Annotated in this window: 17 protein-coding genes; 7 read left to right on the top strand and 10 right to left on the bottom strand. The window is 71.3% G+C overall.

What is annotated here, in order from left to right; genetic code table 11:
- Positions 1–6: 6 nt before the first annotated feature.
- From IE311_RS00895 to IE311_RS00885, 3 genes are all read right to left on the bottom strand, one after another.
- A complete protein-coding gene (locus IE311_RS00895; protein WP_189829545.1) occupies positions 7–1,770 on the bottom strand; it encodes a LuxR family transcriptional regulator in 1,764 nt (587 codons plus the stop codon).
- A gap of 63 nt (positions 1,771–1,833) precedes the next feature.
- Positions 1,834–3,204, bottom strand: a complete 1,371-nt coding sequence (locus IE311_RS00890) for an FAD-dependent oxidoreductase (RefSeq protein ID WP_189829544.1) — start codon at positions 3,202–3,204, stop codon at positions 1,834–1,836.
- Between the two features lie 146 nt (positions 3,205–3,350).
- On the bottom strand, positions 3,351–4,163 hold the full coding sequence (locus IE311_RS00885; protein WP_189829543.1) for a hypothetical protein: 813 nt from the start codon (positions 4,161–4,163) through the stop codon (positions 3,351–3,353).
- Between the two features lie 543 nt (positions 4,164–4,706).
- Here IE311_RS00885 and IE311_RS00880 point away from each other — a divergent pair.
- The 5 genes from IE311_RS00880 (at position 4,707) to IE311_RS00860 (ending at position 7,505) form a co-directional block, all read left to right on the top strand.
- Positions 4,707–4,928 carry a hypothetical protein gene (locus IE311_RS00880; protein ID WP_189829542.1) on the top strand — a complete coding sequence of 74 codons (222 nt, stop codon included), beginning with the start codon at positions 4,707–4,709 and terminating at the stop codon, positions 4,926–4,928.
- Entirely contained in the window at positions 4,925–5,140 is a 216-nt protein-coding gene (locus IE311_RS00875) for a hypothetical protein (protein WP_189829541.1), read from the top strand. The genes IE311_RS00880 and IE311_RS00875 overlap by 4 nt, the downstream gene beginning before the upstream one ends.
- Positions 5,141–5,270: 130 nt before the next feature.
- Complete coding sequence (gene recO / locus IE311_RS00870) at positions 5,271–6,020, top strand: DNA repair protein RecO (RefSeq protein ID WP_189829540.1); 750 nt, start codon at positions 5,271–5,273, stop codon at positions 6,018–6,020.
- A gap of 17 nt (positions 6,021–6,037) precedes the next feature.
- Positions 6,038–6,862, top strand: a complete 825-nt coding sequence (locus tag IE311_RS00865) for an isoprenyl transferase (protein WP_189829539.1) — start codon at positions 6,038–6,040, stop codon at positions 6,860–6,862.
- Between the two features lie 97 nt (positions 6,863–6,959).
- Positions 6,960–7,505: a YcxB family protein gene (locus IE311_RS00860; protein WP_189829538.1), complete on the top strand. Its 546-nt coding sequence runs from the start codon at positions 6,960–6,962 to the stop codon at positions 7,503–7,505.
- Between the two features lie 55 nt (positions 7,506–7,560).
- Here the strand turns inward: IE311_RS00860 and IE311_RS00855 are convergent, their stop codons facing one another.
- The 4 genes from IE311_RS00855 to IE311_RS00840 all read right to left on the bottom strand — a co-directional run bounded on the left by IE311_RS00855 (position 7,561) and on the right by IE311_RS00840 (position 10,744).
- Complete coding sequence (locus IE311_RS00855) at positions 7,561–7,971, bottom strand: Fur family transcriptional regulator (protein ID WP_189829537.1); 411 nt, start codon at positions 7,969–7,971, stop codon at positions 7,561–7,563.
- Positions 7,972–8,041: 70 nt separating this feature from the next.
- Positions 8,042–8,935, bottom strand: coding sequence for a metal ABC transporter permease (locus tag IE311_RS00850; protein WP_189829536.1), 894 nt, complete (start codon positions 8,933–8,935; stop codon positions 8,042–8,044).
- Between the two features lie 16 nt (positions 8,936–8,951).
- Positions 8,952–9,725, bottom strand: coding sequence for a metal ABC transporter ATP-binding protein (locus IE311_RS00845; RefSeq protein ID WP_189829535.1), 774 nt, complete (start codon positions 9,723–9,725; stop codon positions 8,952–8,954).
- Positions 9,726–9,754: 29 nt separating this feature from the next.
- Complete coding sequence (locus IE311_RS00840; RefSeq protein WP_189829534.1) at positions 9,755–10,744, bottom strand: metal ABC transporter substrate-binding protein; 990 nt, start codon at positions 10,742–10,744, stop codon at positions 9,755–9,757.
- Positions 10,745–10,910: 166 nt separating this feature from the next.
- Here IE311_RS00840 and IE311_RS00835 point away from each other — a divergent pair, with 166 nt between their 5' ends.
- The gene (locus IE311_RS00835) at positions 10,911–12,293 is read left to right on the top strand and encodes a glycine--tRNA ligase (protein ID WP_189829533.1); all 1,383 of its coding nucleotides are present in this window, start codon (positions 10,911–10,913) and stop codon (positions 12,291–12,293) included.
- 63 nt (positions 12,294–12,356) lie between these two features.
- Here IE311_RS00835 and IE311_RS00830 read toward each other — a convergent pair whose 3' ends face one another.
- The 3 genes from IE311_RS00830 to IE311_RS00820 all read right to left on the bottom strand — a co-directional run bounded on the left by IE311_RS00830 (position 12,357) and on the right by IE311_RS00820 (position 14,878).
- Complete coding sequence (locus IE311_RS00830; RefSeq protein ID WP_189829532.1) at positions 12,357–13,052, bottom strand: VC0807 family protein; 696 nt, start codon at positions 13,050–13,052, stop codon at positions 12,357–12,359.
- Between the two features lie 154 nt (positions 13,053–13,206).
- Positions 13,207–13,797 (bottom strand): TetR family transcriptional regulator, encoded by a 591-nt coding sequence (locus tag IE311_RS00825; protein ID WP_189829531.1) that lies wholly within the window; start codon positions 13,795–13,797, stop codon positions 13,207–13,209.
- 43 nt (positions 13,798–13,840) lie between these two features.
- Positions 13,841–14,878 carry an aldo/keto reductase gene (locus IE311_RS00820; protein ID WP_189829530.1) on the bottom strand — a complete coding sequence of 346 codons (1,038 nt, stop codon included), beginning with the start codon at positions 14,876–14,878 and terminating at the stop codon, positions 13,841–13,843.
- Positions 14,879–15,070: 192 nt separating this feature from the next.
- Here IE311_RS00820 and IE311_RS00815 point away from each other — a divergent pair, with 192 nt between their 5' ends.
- The gene (locus IE311_RS00815) at positions 15,071–15,346 is read left to right on the top strand and encodes a DUF6243 family protein (protein WP_189829529.1); all 276 of its coding nucleotides are present in this window, start codon (positions 15,071–15,073) and stop codon (positions 15,344–15,346) included.
- Positions 15,347–15,385: the final 39 nt, after the last annotated feature.

Raw genomic sequence — 15,385 nt, 5'->3', positions numbered from 1 at the left:
GGCCGTTCAGACCAGGTCGTGCGCGTACGCGTAGGCCGTGGCGGAGGTGCGGGAACCGACGCCCAGCTTGGCGAAGATGTTGTTGAGGTGCCGGGCGACGGTGTGCTCGCTGATCACCAGCGCACCGGCGATGTCCTTGTTCGTGCCGCCCGAGGCGACCAGCCGCAGGACCTCCGCCTCCCGAGCGGTGAGCCCGCCCGGGAGCCGCCGCCGTGAGCCGCCGCCGAGCAGCGCGGCCGCGCGCCGGGCGTCCGGCACGGCCCCGAGCCGTTCGAAGACCGCCCGCGCGGTGCCGAGCTCCAGCCGGGCCGCCTCCTCGTCGCCCGCCGTCCGGCAGGCGGCCGCGAGCAGCATCCGTACCTGCGCGGCCTCGTACGGCACCCGCAGCTCCAGCCATCCGGCGAGCGCCCGGCGCAGCGGGAGCAGCGCTCCGGGGCGCCTCTCGGCGAGGGCCACCGAGCCGAGGGCGGTGTCGGCCAGGGCACGCAGCAGGGGTACGTCCCCGTCGGCGGCGCCCGCGAGGGCGGCGAGGTCCGCCGCCGCCTTCGCCGCCCCGGGCAGGTCCCGGACGGCGAGCGCCACCTCCGTACGGGCGGCGAGCAGGCGGGCCCGGCCCAGGACGTCGTGGTCGGGGTCGCTCCGGCAGGCCAGGGCCAGGTCGACGCCCGCCACGGCCGCGTCGGCCCGGCCCTGAGCGAGGCGCAGCAGGGCGAGGCCGGGCTGGGGGATCCGGCCCAGCTCGTGGGCGTGGCCGTACGAGACGGCGGCCGCTTCGAGACGGCCCTGGCGCCGCTGGACGTCCCCGGCGGCGTAGTACGCGGCGGCGGCCGACTCCAGGCAGTCCACCGGCACCTCCCGGCAGGCCTGCCGGGCCTCGGCCTCGGCGAGCGCCCAGGCGCCGAGGAGGTCGAGGACCTCGACCCGGTGGGCCCGGCAGACGCCCCGGAAGGGGTTCTCCCCGGAGGGGACGGTCATGGGGAGCGGGGTCAGGGCCGCAGCCGGGTCCTCCGTGTCCGGGGCCGTGCCCGTGTCCGCGTTCCCGTCCGGCGGGCGGCCGGTCCACGGCGGGGCGCACCATTCCATCGCCGCGTTCGTCCACTCCACCGCCCGCGCGAAGTCGGCGGCCTCCATGCACTGGGTCAGGGCCAGGCAGTACAGCCAGCCCGTGACCATGCCGCTCAGCTCGCCCGCCGACACGGCGCACATCGCTTCGTCGAGCAGGGCGAGGCCCTCGGCCCTGCGGCCGGCCGCGAGGAGCACACGGGACTCGGCCTGGCGGGCGAGGGCGAGGAGGTCGGGGCTGCCGCAGGCGAGGGCCAGGGCGGTCATGCGGCGGGTCGCGGCGAGGGCCGACTCGTGGTCGCCGTGCGCCGAGGCCTCCTCGGCGGCCGTCATCGCCAGGAAGCACTGCTCGGGGCAGTCCGGCAGGTCCTCCAGGTGGTGCCGGGCGCGGTGGAGCCAGCCGGCGGCCGCCGCGGGCCGCCCGAGGCCGGTGTACTCGTAGTACAGCCACCAGGAGGTGAGTCCGGCGCCCCGGTGGTCGTCGGCCGCGAGATAGGCGGCGTGGGCCCGGAGCCGGGCGGCGACGGACTCGTCGACGTGCCCGGACCACCAGGCGGAGTCGGCGAGGACGGAGAGGTCGTCGGCGGTCAGGCCGCGCTCGGGGTGCCGGTCGTGGTCGTGCAACAGCTCGTACGCCTCGGCCCAGGACTCGCGGGCGGCGGCGTCCCTGGCGCGTGCGACCGGATCGGTCGTGGTGGGTGCGGACATGGCTCTCGCCCCTTCCCGGTCCTCTCAGGGTAGGCCGGGGAAGGGGCGAGAGCCCGCGAAGTCCTACTTGATCGCGCCGCTGGCGCGCAGCATGTCCTCGCGCTCGACGATCTTCACGCGCTCGCGGCCCTGCGGCTCGCCGAGCGCCTGCTCGGCGGCGTCCAGGGCGTACCAGCCCTCCCACGTCGTGTACGTGAGGCCCTTGCCCTCCAGGAAGGACACGACCGCGTCCGTCTCCGGGCTGTCCGGGGTGAGCAGGCGCCCGTTGGCGAAGTCGTCCAGGAGGTTCGCCACGGTCTCGTTGGCGTCGCCCTTGGTGTGGCCGATGAGGCCGACGGGGCCGCGGCGGATCCAGCCGGTGCAGTACGTGGAGGCCATGTGCTCGCCGGTCTCCTCGATGACGCGGCCGCCCTCGTCCGGGACGGTGCCGGTGGCGGTGTCCCAGGGGAGCTTGGGCAGCTCGTCGGAGAGGTAGCCGACGGCGCGGTAGACGGACTGGACGTCCCAGTCGGTGGTCCTGCCGGTGCCCGTGACGTTGCCGGTGCCGTCCAGTTCGGTGCGCTCGGTGCGCAGGCCGACGACCTGGCCGTCCTCGCCGAGGATCTCGACGGGCGACTCGAAGAAGTGCAGGAAGAGCTTGTGCGGTCGGTCGCCGATGTCGCGGATCGCCCAGTTCTCCAGGGTCTTCGCGACCATGTCGGTCTGCTTGTTCTTGCGTCGCTCGGCGATCGAGCCGTCGTCGTAGTCGATGTCCTCGGGGTTGACGATGACCTCGATGTTCGGCGAGTGGTCCAGCTCGCGCAGCTCCATGGGGCTGAACTTGGCCTGGGCGGGGCCGCGGCGGCCGAAGACGTGGATCTCGACGGCCTTGTTGACCTTGAGGCCGTCGTAGACGTTCGCCGGGATCTCGGTCGGCAGCAGCTCGTCGGCGGTCTTGGCCAGGATGCGGGCGATGTCGAGGGCCACGTTGCCGACGCCGAGGACGGCGACCTTCTCCGCCTCGAGCGGCCAGGTGCGCGGGACGTCCGGGTGGCCGTCGTACCAGGAGGCGAAGTCGGCGGCGCCGTAGGAACCGTCCAGCTCGACGCCGGGGATGCGGAGCTCGCGGTCGGCCATGGCGCCGGTCGAGAAGACCACGGCGTCGTAGAAGGCGCGCAGGTCGTCGAGGTGGATGTCGGTGCCGTAGTCGATGTTGCCGAAGAGGCGGACCTGCGGCTTGTCGAGGACCTGGTGGAGGGCCTTGACGATGCCCTTGATGCGCGGGTGGTCGGGGGCGACGCCGTAACGGATGAGGCCGAAGGGGGCGGGCATCCGCTCGAAGAGATCGATGGACACACCCGGCTCGGCGGCGGCCTCGGACTTCAGCAGCGCATCGGCGGCGTAGATTCCGGCGGGGCCGGCGCCGACGATCGCGACCCGGAGGGGGCGGGGCATGACTGGGTTCCCTTCGCAAGCGACGTGGCGGCGAGGCCGCCGACACTTAGGCCACCCTAAATAATGCACGTCGCGGAGTGGTACCCGCCCCCGGTCTATGAGCTCATAAGTTGGACTTATGACTTCCATAAGTGGGACTGGGGGCCTCAGAGGTCGCCGATCCCGAGCAGGGCGAGGATCACGCAGGTGATCGCCCCGGCGGCCCCCAGCAGGCCGATGACCAGGCCGCTCCCCAGCAGGGTGTAGTCCATCGCCCGCGCGCCACGGCTCCGGAGGACGACCACGCGCCCGGGGTCCTGCGGATCGTAGGCGACGTCGATGGTCCACGTGCCGGCGACCTTCCGCACCATGCGGCTCAGCCCGTCGGGGTCCGTGTAGATGTAGGTGGCGTACTCGCCCGGGGCCCGCTCGGCGGCGACGGTGACGCCGTGCCGGCGCAGATACCGCTCCTCTCGCGAGGGGTACGAGGTCGCCCAGCCGAGCACGAGGAAGAACAGCCCGAGGAAGCCGCTCGGAATGATGAGGACGATCGCGGCGGGGTGCCCGGTGACGCTCACGAGCACGCAGAGGGCGACGATCGCGAGCGTGCCGTAGAGGGCCCCGCGCTTGATCACGCGGAGGGCCGCCGTGGCGTACGGGTCGCTCAGGCGGTTGCTCGATATGTACCCGGCGCCGTCTGCCGTCTCCGTCCGCTCCGGCAGGGCCGCGTTGACCGCGTCGGCGAACGCCGTGGCGTCGGCCTCGTCCACGTCCGCGAACCGCTGGACGTGCGGCGTCGCACCGGCCGGGGCGGTCAGCTCGACGGTGACGGTCCGCCCCTCGGCGTGGACGCGCGCTATGGCCTTCAGCGGGATGTGCAGCTCCTCGCGGGCGCGTCGGAGCAGCAGTGCCTGCCCTTCGGCGCGCAGGCCGGTGCCCTCGGGGCCTCTGAGCGCGGGGATGGGGGACGTGATCGACATGGCGTGATCGTAGGCGCGCGCTGACTGCGGGTGAAGGGCCCGTCCACGGTACGTACGCGAATCCGCCGGACGAGGCTCCCGCCGCCCGGTCCCTCGCCGTTCCTCGTCGCCACTGCCGCCACCGCCACTGCCGCCACCGCCACCGCGTGGAAAGAGGAGGCGTACGGCAACGTGTCGACGAGCCCGCGACGCGACCGTTCGAAAATACCGCCGGTTTGTAGGATTTCGCCGATTCGCATTGCCGCGTCCGACCGCGGCTTTCGAATTCTCCGCTCGAACAGGTCGATGTGTTCCCCCGAAAGCGAACACCAGTCCGCCCAGTTCCTCCCGGGTAAGGCCCGCAGCCTCCCCGCGCTCCTTGAGTACCTCTCCCGGGAACCCCCAAGCGTCCTGCCGCGCGCCTTTGGTCAGGAGCTAACTCCCCGACTCCGCGCCGCAGTTGCACGAGCTGCGAGTCTGCCGATTCTACGGATCCGGCCCCGCCCTGGTGAGGCGAAGCAGGAAATGGATTCAGAAAGGCATACGTTGGTGAAGGAAGACATCATGAAGACGACCGCGGGGGCCATCGACATCGCACAAGAGGCAGTGACGGAATTGCGCGAGGCACTCGCGAGGGCCGGAATCAGGCTTCCCTCGCTCGGGCTCGACGTCGTCACCCTCGCCGCCGATCCTCCGAGGCCGCTCGTCGAATTGGGATGCTGCACGGTGGAAACGGCACGGCTTCTCGCCGCCGCCCTTCCGCCGGGGGAGGAGAGCCGTTCATGACACTGCCCATCGGGTCGTACGTCGTGGAGATCCGCACCGGGCGGGTCGGAAAGGTCATGGGGCACGAAGGGCCCTATGTCCAGGTCCGGCCGCTGGGCGGCGGACGGGAATGGGACGTGGAGCCCGACGGGGTGCGGGAGGCCACCTCGGCCGAGCGGCTGAGCGCGGCCACGGCGCACGTGAACGCGCGGAGCCGTGGCGAGGTGCCCTGACTCCGCACGACGAGGAACGCGCGACGCCCGGCCGGGAGGGGACCTCCGGCCGGGCGTTCGTCGTGCGGCGTACGGAACCCCTTCACGACTCGGGCCCGGGACGCCCCCGGCGTACGGGAGAATGGCCCGCATGAGTCTGTTCCGCGACGACGGCATCGTGCTGCGCACCCAGAAGCTGGGTGAAGCGGACCGCATCATCACGATCCTCACGCGCGGTCACGGTCGCGTACGGGCCGTGGCGCGAGGGGTCCGGCGGACCAAGTCCAAGTTCGGCGCGCGGCTCGAACCGTTCTCGCACGTGGACGTGCAGTTCTTCGCCCGGGGGAGTGAGCTGGTCGGGCGCGGTCTGCCGCTCTGCACCCAGAGCGAGACCATCGCCGCGTACGGCAGCGGGATCGTCACCGACTACGCCCGCTACACCGCCGGCACCGCCATGCTGGAGACCGCCGAACGGTTCACCGACCACGAGGGCGAGCCCGCCGTGCAGCAGTACCTGCTGCTCGTGGGCGGCCTGCGGACCCTCGCCCGGGGTGAGCACGCCCCCCATCTGATCCTGGACGCCTTCCTCCTCCGCTCGCTCGCCGTGAACGGCTACGCGCCGAGCTTCGACGACTGTGCCAAATGCGGAATCCACGGCCCCAACCGGTTCTTCTCGGTCGCGGCGGGCGGTGTCATATGCGGCGACTGCCGGGTGCCCGGAAGCGTCGTACCCTCGGCGGAGGCCGTAGGCCTGCTCAGCGCGCTGCTCACCGGCGACTGGGAGACGGCGGACGCGTGCGAGCCGCGTCACGTCAGGGAGGGCAGCGGACTCGTGTCCGCCTATCTGCACTGGCACCTGGAGCGCGGCCTGCGCTCGTTGCGGTACGTAGAGAAAAGCTAGGTAGGAGAGACCACGTCATGGCCATCGCACGACTGCTCGGTCGCCAGCGCCGGGAGTACAGCACCCCCGAGCCGCACCCGTCCGGTGCCCGCCCGCCGAAGCTCCAGTCCGAGCTCGTCCCGGAGCACGTCGCGATCGTCATGGACGGCAACGGACGCTGGGCGAAGGAGCGCGGTCTGCCCCGCACCGAGGGGCACAAGGTCGGGGCCGAGCAGGTGCTCGACGTGCTCCAGGGCGCGATCGAGATGGGCGTCGGGTCGATCTCGCTGTACGCCTTCTCCACCGAGAACTGGAAGCGCTCGCCCGAGGAGGTGCGCTTCCTGATGAACTTCAACCGCGACTTCATCCGCAAGTCCCGCGACCAGCTCGACTCGCTCGGCGTCCGGGTCCGCTGGGTCGGCCGGATGCCCAAGCTGTGGAAGTCGGTGGCCAAGGAGCTCCAGGTCGCGCAGGAGCAGACCAAGGACAACACCAGGCTCACGCTGTACTTCTGCATGAACTACGGCGGTCGCGCGGAGCTCACGGACGCCGCGCAGGCGATGGGCGAGGACGTGAAGGCGGGCCGGCTCGACCCGGCGAAGATCACCGAGAAGACCATCCAGAAGTACCTCTACTACCCGGACATGCCGGACGTGGACCTGTTCCTGCGGCCCAGCGGCGAGCAGCGCACCTCCAACTACCTGATCTGGCAGAGCGCGTACGCCGAGATGGTCTTCCAGGACGTGCTGTGGCCCGACTTCGACCGCCGCGACCTGTGGCGGGCCTGTGTCGAGTACGCCCAGCGCGACCGCCGCTTCGGCGGTGTCGACCCGGCCGACATGGCCGTCCTCGACAAGGGCTGAGCCGCCCGCGTCCCCCTCGCCGCCGACGACCGGATCGCACCGGGGGCGTTCGGAAACCGGTGCGGGGGCCGTCGTTCGTGCCGCTACGATCACCGCCGTGAACGAAGCGACGGAGAACGGCACCCGAGAAGGGCTCGAACTCGTCTACCCCGCCGTGTACGCGGACGTCGGCGAGGCCGTACGGGTCAGGCTGCGGGCCACCCGCTGGTGGCCCGCGCTGCGCTGGGCGGCCCGCGGCGCGGGCGCGCTTGCCCTCTGCGCCGCGGCGGTCGCGCTGTTCCTCCCGCGGGAGCCGGAACCCGGGACCGCCGTCAAGATGGTCCTGCTCGGCCTCGTCGCCGTCGGCGCCGCCGAGCTGGTGCCCTGGGGCACCGCCCGCAGCGTCTTCGTGATGGCCCGCTCCCAGGGCGAGGTGCGGGCCGTCGTCGACGAGGACGGCGGACGGTGGATCACCCGGGACACCGACGTCAGGGTCCGGTGGGCCATGCTTCCCCGGTACGTCGAGACACCCCGGCTCTTCGTCCTGCTCACCGCCCGGCGGTCCGGCACCGGCTTCGCGTACCTGCCCAAGAGCGGACTCGCCGACCCGGCCGACGCCGACCGGCTGCGGGCGGTCCTGGACCGGAACATCCGCCGGGCCTGAGCGGCCGCGAAAGAAGGCCCGTACCGAAGCGGTACGGGCCTTCTCGTATGTCAGGTCACTTCCCGGCGCACTCCGCGCAGGTGCCGAAGATCTCCACCGTGTGCGCCACGTTCACGAAGCCGTGCTCCGAGGCGATCGCCTCGGCCCACTGCTCCACCATCGGGCCCTCCACCTCCACGGCCTTGCCGCAGAGCCGGCAGACCAGATGGTGGTGGTGGTCGCCGGTCGAGCAGCGGCGGTACACCGTCTCGCCCTCGCTCGTGCGCAGTGCGTCGACCTCGCCCGCGTCCGCGAGGGACTGGAGGGTGCGGTAGACGGTGGTGAGGCCGACCGAGTCGCCGCGGTGCTTGAGCATGTCGTGCAGCTCCTGAGCGCTGCGGAACTCGTCCACCTCGTTCAGCGCCGCCGACACGGCGGCCCGCTGCTTGGTCGAGCGGCCTCGTACGGGGGGTCCTGCCGTCACCACGGGGGCCTCCTTGAATCTTGTCTGCCCCCGCCATTCTGCCAGCCCTCCGGGCCGTCGAGCCCGGGCCGGATCAGACCTTCACGTCGTCCGTGGGCCGCCGGGTCGCCGGAACCGGCGCGTCACAGCTCTCCGCGCCCGCCCCGGCCGCCCGGGCCCGCCGTTTGGCGAGCGGCGTGGCGAGCAGGGTGAGCAGGACGAAGACACCGATCGCGTACAGCACGATCGTCGCGCCGGGAGGTACGTCCTGGTAGTACGAGGTGACCGTGCCGGCCAGGGTGACCGTGATGCCGGTCACCACCGCGAGGACGAACGTCGCGCGGAAGGACTTCGAGAGCTGCTGGGCCGCCGCCACCGGCACCACCATGAGCGCGCTGACCAGCAGCAGGCCCACGACCCGCATGGCGACCGTGACGGTCACCGCGGCGGTGACCGCGATCAGCAGGTTCAGGGCGCGCACCGGGAGGCCGGTGACCCGGGCGAACTCCTCGTCCTGGCTGACCGCGAAGAGCTGGCGGCGCAGGCCGACGGTGACCAGGACCACGAAGGCGGCCAGGACGCCGATCGCGGTGATGTCCTCGGTCGAGACCGTGGAGAGCGAGCCGAAGAGGTACGAGCTCAGGTTGGCGTTGGAGCCGGTCGGGGAGAGGTTGATCAGCAGGACGCCGCCGGCCATGCCGCCGTAGAAGAGCAGCGCGAGCGCGAGGTCGCCGCGGGTCTTCCCGTACGCCCTGATCAGCTCCATCGCGACGGAGCCGACGACGGCGACCGCGGTCGCCATCCAGACCGGGCTGGAGTTCAGCAGGAAGCCGAGGCCGACACCGGTCATGGCGACATGGCCGATGCCGTCGCCCATCAGCGCCTGACGGCGCTGGACCAGGTAGATGCCGACGGCGGGCGCGGTGATGCCGACGAGCACGGCCGCGAGGAGCGCGCGCTGCATGAAGGCGAGATCGAGCATTTCCATGATCAGGTCAGCTTCCTCAGGTCAGCAGACCCGTACGGAGCGGCTCCCCGGCCGCGTGCGGATGGACGTGGTCGTGGCCCGGCAGCGCGTGCTGGCCGAGGGCCTCGGGCGGCGGGCCGTCGTGGACGACACAGCCGTCGCGGAGCACGACCGCGCGGTCGATCAGGGGCTCCAGGGGGCCCAGCTCGTGCAGGACGAGGAGGACGGAGGTGCCGCCGGCGACCTGCTCGCGCAGGGTCGAGGCCAGGATCTCCTGGCTCGCGAGGTCCACGCCCGCCATCGGCTCGTCCATGATCAGGAGCTCGGGCTCGGAGGCGAGCGCGCGGGCGATGAGGACCCGCTGGTGCTGGCCGCCGGAGAGGGCGGAGACGGAGTCCTTGGCGCGGTCGGTGAGACCGACGAGGTCGATGGCCCGCTCGACGGCGGCCTTGTCGGCCCTGGTCAGCCAGCCGAACCTGCGGCGGGAGAGCCGGCCGGAGGAGACGACCTCGCGGATGGTGGCGGGGACGCCGCTCGCCGCGGTGGTGCGCTGCGGTACGTATCCGACCCGGGCCCAGTCGCGGAACCGCTTCCGTTCCGTGCCGAACAGCCGGATCGCGCCGCCGGTCAGCGGCACCTGGCCGATGACGGCGCGGACCGCGGTGGACTTGCCGGAGCCGTTGGCGCCGAGCAGGGCGACGACCTCACCGCGGTGGACGGTGAGGTCGACGCCGCGGAGGACGGGCCGGGCGCCGAGTGCCGCCGTGGCTCCGCGGACGGAGATGACGGGTTCCTGTTCCGGGGCTGCCATGGCTGCTCGTACCTCCTGCTGTGCTGTGGTCACTTGGCGCCGAGGGCCTTCTGCAGCGCGGCGAGGTTCGACTTCATGACCTCGATGTAGTCATCGCCCTTGGAGGTGTCCGTGATTCCCTCCAGCGGGTCGAGCACGTCGGTCCTGAGGCCGGTGTCGCCCGCGAGGGTCTTCGCGGTCCTGTCGCTCGCGAGGGTCTCGAAGAAGACGGTGGTGACCTTGTCCTTCTTCGCGACGTCCTGGAGTTCCTTGATCCGGGCGGGGCTCGGCTCGGACTCGGGGTCGATGCCGGAGATGCCCTCCTGGTCCAGGCCGTAGCGCTCGGCGAGGTAGCCGAAGGCGGAGTGGGTGGTGATGAAGGTCTTCGTCGCGGTGTTCTTCAGCCCGTTCGCGAAGTCGGTGTTCAGCACGCCGAGCTTCTTCACCAGGGCGTCGGTGTTCTTCTTGTAGTCGGCGGCGTGGGCCGGGTCCGCCTTCTCCAGGGCGGTGCCGACGCCCTTGGCGACCTCGGCGTACTTCACGGGGTCGAGCCAGATGTGCGGGTCGGCGCCGGCCTCGGAGCCGTGGTCGTGCCCGGCCTCCTCCTCGGCGTGCTCCTCGGTGCCGTGGTCGTGGCCCTCGTGGCCGACCTCGGTGCCGTGCTTCTCCAGCGTCGTGAGGGTGGCGGCGTCGACGGTGTTCCGGACGCCGGCCTGGGCGATCGCGTCGTCGACGGCGGGCTGGATGCCCTTGAGGTAGAGGACGACGTCGGCCTCGCCGAGCTCGCCGATCTGCTTCGGCTTGAGCTCCAGGTCGTGGGGTTCGACGCCGGGCTTGGTGAGCGTGTTGACGGCGACGTGGTCGCCGCCTATCTGCTCGGCCAGGTACTGCATGGGGTAGAACGACGCGACCACGTCCAGCTTGCCGCTGCTTCCCTTGTCGGCGGCGTCGGAGGTTCCGGCGCAGGCGGAGAGGGAGACGATGCCGAGCGCGACGGCTCCGGCGACGGCGGTGGCGGGTATGAGGCGACGTACGTTCATGACACTCATTTTCAACAAAACTGGAAACGATTGTCAATTGTCGTACGTGTGGCACCGCCCACGCGACCCCTCGGACGATCCGTGTACCGAACCGATTTGATACGGGGGGTGCGGGCGCCGGTAACCTGAGGCATTCGCACTTCGTCGTCGTAATGAAGAGAGCACCGTGGCCGCCGACAAGATCGACACCATCGTCAGCCTGAGCAAGCGCCGTGGCTTCGTCTACCCGTGCAGTGAGATCTACGGTGGCCAGAAGGCCGCCTGGGACTACGGACCGCTGGGTGTCGAACTCAAGGAGAACCTGAAGCGTCAGTGGTGGCGTTACATGGTCACCTCGCGCGAGGACGTCGTCGGCATCGACTCGTCGGTCATCCTGGCCACCGAGGTCTGGGAGGCCTCCGGTCACGTCGCGACCTTCACCGACCCGCTGACCGAGTGCACCTCCTGCCACAAGCGTTACCGGGCGGACCACCTGGAGGAGGCGTACGAGGAGAAGCACGGCCGTCTCCCCGAGAACGGCTTCGCCGACCTCAACTGCCCCAACTGCGGCAACAAGGGCACCTTCACCGAGCCCAAGCAGTTCTCCGGCCTGCTCTCCACGCACCTCGGCCCGACCCAGGACACCGGCTCCGTCGCCTACCTGCGTCCCGAGACCGCCCAGGGCATCTTCACCAACTTCGCCCAGGTGCAGACCACCTCGCGCAAGAAGCCCCCGTTCGGCATCGCGCAGATGGGCAAGTCCTTCCGGAACGAGATCACTCCGGGCAACTTCATCTTCCGCACCCGCGAGTTCGAGCAGATGGAGATGGAGTTCTTCGTCAAGCCGGGCGAGGACGAGCAGTGGCAGGAGTACTGGATGCAGCAGCGCTGGAACTGGTACACCGGCCTGGGTCTCCGTGAGGAGAACATGCGCTGGTTCGAGCACCCGCAGGAGAAGCTCAGCCACTACTCGAAGCGCACCGCCGACATCGAGTACCGCTTCTCCTTCGGCGGCAGCGAGTGGGGCGAGCTGGAAGGTGTCGCCAACCGCACCGACTACGACCTGAACGCGCACTCCAAGGCCTCCGGTGCCAACCTCACGTTCCTGGAGCAGGAGTCCGGCGAGCGCTACACGCCGTACGTCATCGAGCCCGCGGCCGGTGTCGGCCGCGCCATGCTCGCCTTCCTCCTCGACGCGTACATCGAGGACGAGGCCCCGAACGCCAAGGGCGTGATGGAGAAGCGCACGGTCCTGCGCCTCGACCACCGTCTGGCCCCGATCAAGGCCGCGGTCCTGCCGCTCTCCCGCAACGCGCAGCTCTCGCCGAAGGCCAAGGGCCTCGCGGCGGACCTGCGCCAGAACTGGAACATCGAGTTCGACGACGCCGGCGCCATCGGCCGCCGCTACCGTCGCCAGGACGAGATCGGCACCCCGTTCTGCGTGACCGTCGACTTCGACACCCTCGAGGACAACGCGGTGACCGTGCGCGAGCGCGACACCATGAAGCAGGAGCGTGTCTCCCTCGATCAGATCCAGGGCTACCTGGGCAGCCGCCTCCTCGGCTGCTGAGTCCGATCGCAGATACGGGAAAGCCCCCGGTTCCGTCTCGGAACCGGGGGCTTTCCCGTACGGTCAGGCCGCCGCCGCGGCGGCCGCCGCGGCCTCGGCCTGCCGGCGCGCGCCCTCGGCGGCGCGGCGCTTCCCGAACCAGGCCGTCCACACGCCCAGGGCGCCGAGGACCGTGTAGAGCATGACCGGGCTCAGCGTGACCATGGTCTTCGTCGGCAGTGTGTACGCGAGGGCGATGCGGACCAGCGCCTCGGCGACGTACGCCACGCCCCACACCAGCGTCATCGTGCGCATGGTGGAGCGGAAGCCCTCGTACTGCCACATGCCGTTCCACCAGGCCGTGCTCGCCGGGGTGCCGTCGGTGGCGAACTTGCGGCCGAAGTAGAACATCAGCGGGCGGGGGGCGAGGAGGGTGGCCAGACAGAGCAGCCCGAACAGGCCCGTCACACCGGAGTCCTTGACCAGGAGCGCGCGGGCGGTGTGCGCGCCGATCAGCGAGACGAGCGCCGTGATCACCAGGAAGACCAGGGTGACGACGGCGAACTCGTCGATCTTGCGCCGCCAGGCGACCATGATCGCGCTGTCCAGGACGGGCCAGGCGCTGCCGGCGAGCAGGGCCCCGAACTCGGACCAACCGTGGTTCTCGGTCAGGGTGTTGTACGTGACGATGGGCGCGACCACGTTGAGGCCGATGGTGAGGAGCCAGCCGAGCGCGGAGGCGGCCCCCGAGCGGGCCGGTGGCTTGGCGGTTTCGGACATGGTTCCCCCTGGGAGCGTCGACGGTCGCGGTGCGCGAGAACGCTAGTCAGGGTCCGGACACGGAACGGGAAAGTCCGATCCAAATGATCTTCAAGGCGGGTGCGGGTCGGGCCCGCGAGGCGCGTTGTGCCGCGGGTGCGGGTGCGGGTGCGGGTCAGGCCCGCAGGGCGCGCTGTGTCAGCGAGACGACCGCCGCGAACGCGTCCTCGATGTCCGTGGCCGCCCAGTCGGCGGCGTGCGCCGGGTCGTGGAAGCGGCCGGTGGCGTCGAAGACCGCGCGGGCCGTCGTGGCGTAGTCCCGCTCCGGTGCGGCGAACACCCCCTCGTGGTGGCCGTCCTCCACGATGCGGGAGATCTGCTCCACCAGGTGTTCCTCGTGCCGATGGACCACCGCGCTGTTCTCGCCGATCAGCACCTGGAAGGTGGCCATCAGCTCCGGGTCGCCGCCCGCCTTGCGGCGCTTGAGGGTGAAGAGGGCGGTCAGCCAGCCGGTCAGCCGCTCGTCGGCGGCGCCCGGCCCCTCGGTGTAAGGCCGGAGCGCGACGATCGTCCGCTCCAGCCACCGCTCGGTCACCGCCTCGCGGAGGGCCGCCTTGGTGCGGAAGTGGCGGTAGACGCTGCCGTGGCTGACGCCGAGCACACGGGCCACGTCCACCACGGTCGCCTTCGCCGGGCCGTAGCGGCGCAGCACCTCCTCGGTCGCTTCGAGGATGCGCTCGGCGGTCAGGGTCTCGGTGGCGGCCATGCGATGACAGTACCCGTCGGTCGCGGTGGTCCCGCGGTGCCGGTCAGTGCTCGCTGTCCAGGTGTGCCATCTGCGCCGCCGGGTACCGCTCGCCGGCCGCCGCACCCGCCGGGACGGCCTCCTCGATCGCGGCCAGGTCGGCGGCGTCGAGGGTGACGTCCAGGGCGCCGAGCGCCTCCGCGAGCCGGTCCCGGCGCCGGGCGCCGACCAGCGGGACGATGTCCACGCCCTGCCGCTCGGCCTGGGCGAGGACCCAGGCGATCGCGGTCTGCGCGACCGATGCGCCCTTGGCCTCGGCGAGGGTCCGCAGCCGGTCCACCAGGTCCAGGTTCCGCCGGAGGTTCTCGCCCTGGAAGCGCGGGCTCATGCCGCGGAAGTCGTTCGCCGCCAGCTCCCGGTCCCGGGTGAAGTGGCCGCTGATGAGGCCGCGCGACAGCACCCCGTACGCCGTGACACCGATGCCGAGCTCACGGGCGGCCGGGAGGATCTTCTCCTCGATGGAGCGGGAGATGAGCGAGTACTCGATCTGGAGGTCCGCGATCGGGGCCACGGCCGCCGCCCGGCGCAGGGTGTCCGCGCCGACCTCGGAGAGTCCGATGTGCCGGACGTGCCCGGCCTCGACGAGTTCGGCGATGGCGCCGACGGTCTCCTCGATCGGCACGTCCGGGTCGACGCGGGCGATCCGGTAGATGTCGATGTGGTCGGCGCCCAGGCGCTGGAGCGAGTAGGCCGCGAAGTTCTTCACGGCGGCCGGGCGTCCGTCGTACCCGGTGAAGCCGCCCTCCACGGTGCGGAGCGCGCCGAACTTCACGCTGGTCAGGGCCTGCTCGCGGGCGGCGGCGGGGGCGGTCCGCAGCGCCTCGGCGATCAGCAGTTCGTTGTGCCCCATTCCGTAGAAGTCGCCCGTGTCGAGCAGGGTCACCCCCGCGTCCAGGGCGGCGTGGATCGTCGCGAGCGACTCGGCGCGGTCGCTCTCGCCGTACAGGGCGGACATGCCCATGCAGCCGAGCCCGAGGGCGGAGACGCGGGGACCGGTGGTGCCGAGCGGACGGGTGGGGACGGGGTTCCGTGATGTCGTCATGCGAGAAGCATGGCATGACCGATGACAGATTTCAATATCTGTCATTCGTGCGGCCGAAGGGCGGGAAAAGCGGATGCTCCGGGGAGGACGGCCCGGGTAGCGTCACCGGCATGTACTCGTTCTTCCAGATCTACGAGTGAGCGCGCCGCGCAGGCGACCGACCACCGCACACCTCACTGACGGGAGAACCCCATGGCCAAGCGGAACAACCTCCTCGGCGTCGGAGGGCAGCGCAAGAAGCTGTCCCGCGCCGACCAGCACGGCGCCGTCCAGGGCGGTGCCGTCCGCGGCACGGCCGACGACCGCAAGCAGGAACTCCTGAAGAAGATGCGCGAGCGCACCCGGGGAACCGAGGCCGCCGGGACCGACCCGGGCGCCGAAGCCGACCGGAGCGCCGCGAGCCCCGACACGACCGATGCCACCGGCACCACCGATGCCGCCGGAACCACCGGCACGGGCCGGGAGTAGGCGCGGTCACCGCACGACGAAGGGCCCGGGGCGGTCGCC

It is taken from the genome of Streptomyces zaomyceticus, assembly GCF_014656215.1.
In the GTDB taxonomy this organism is placed as follows: Bacteria; Actinomycetota; Actinomycetes; order Streptomycetales; family Streptomycetaceae; genus Streptomyces; species Streptomyces zaomyceticus.
The sequence above is the reverse complement of the archived record's forward strand: the minus strand, read 5'-3'. Positions and strand labels throughout refer to the sequence as shown.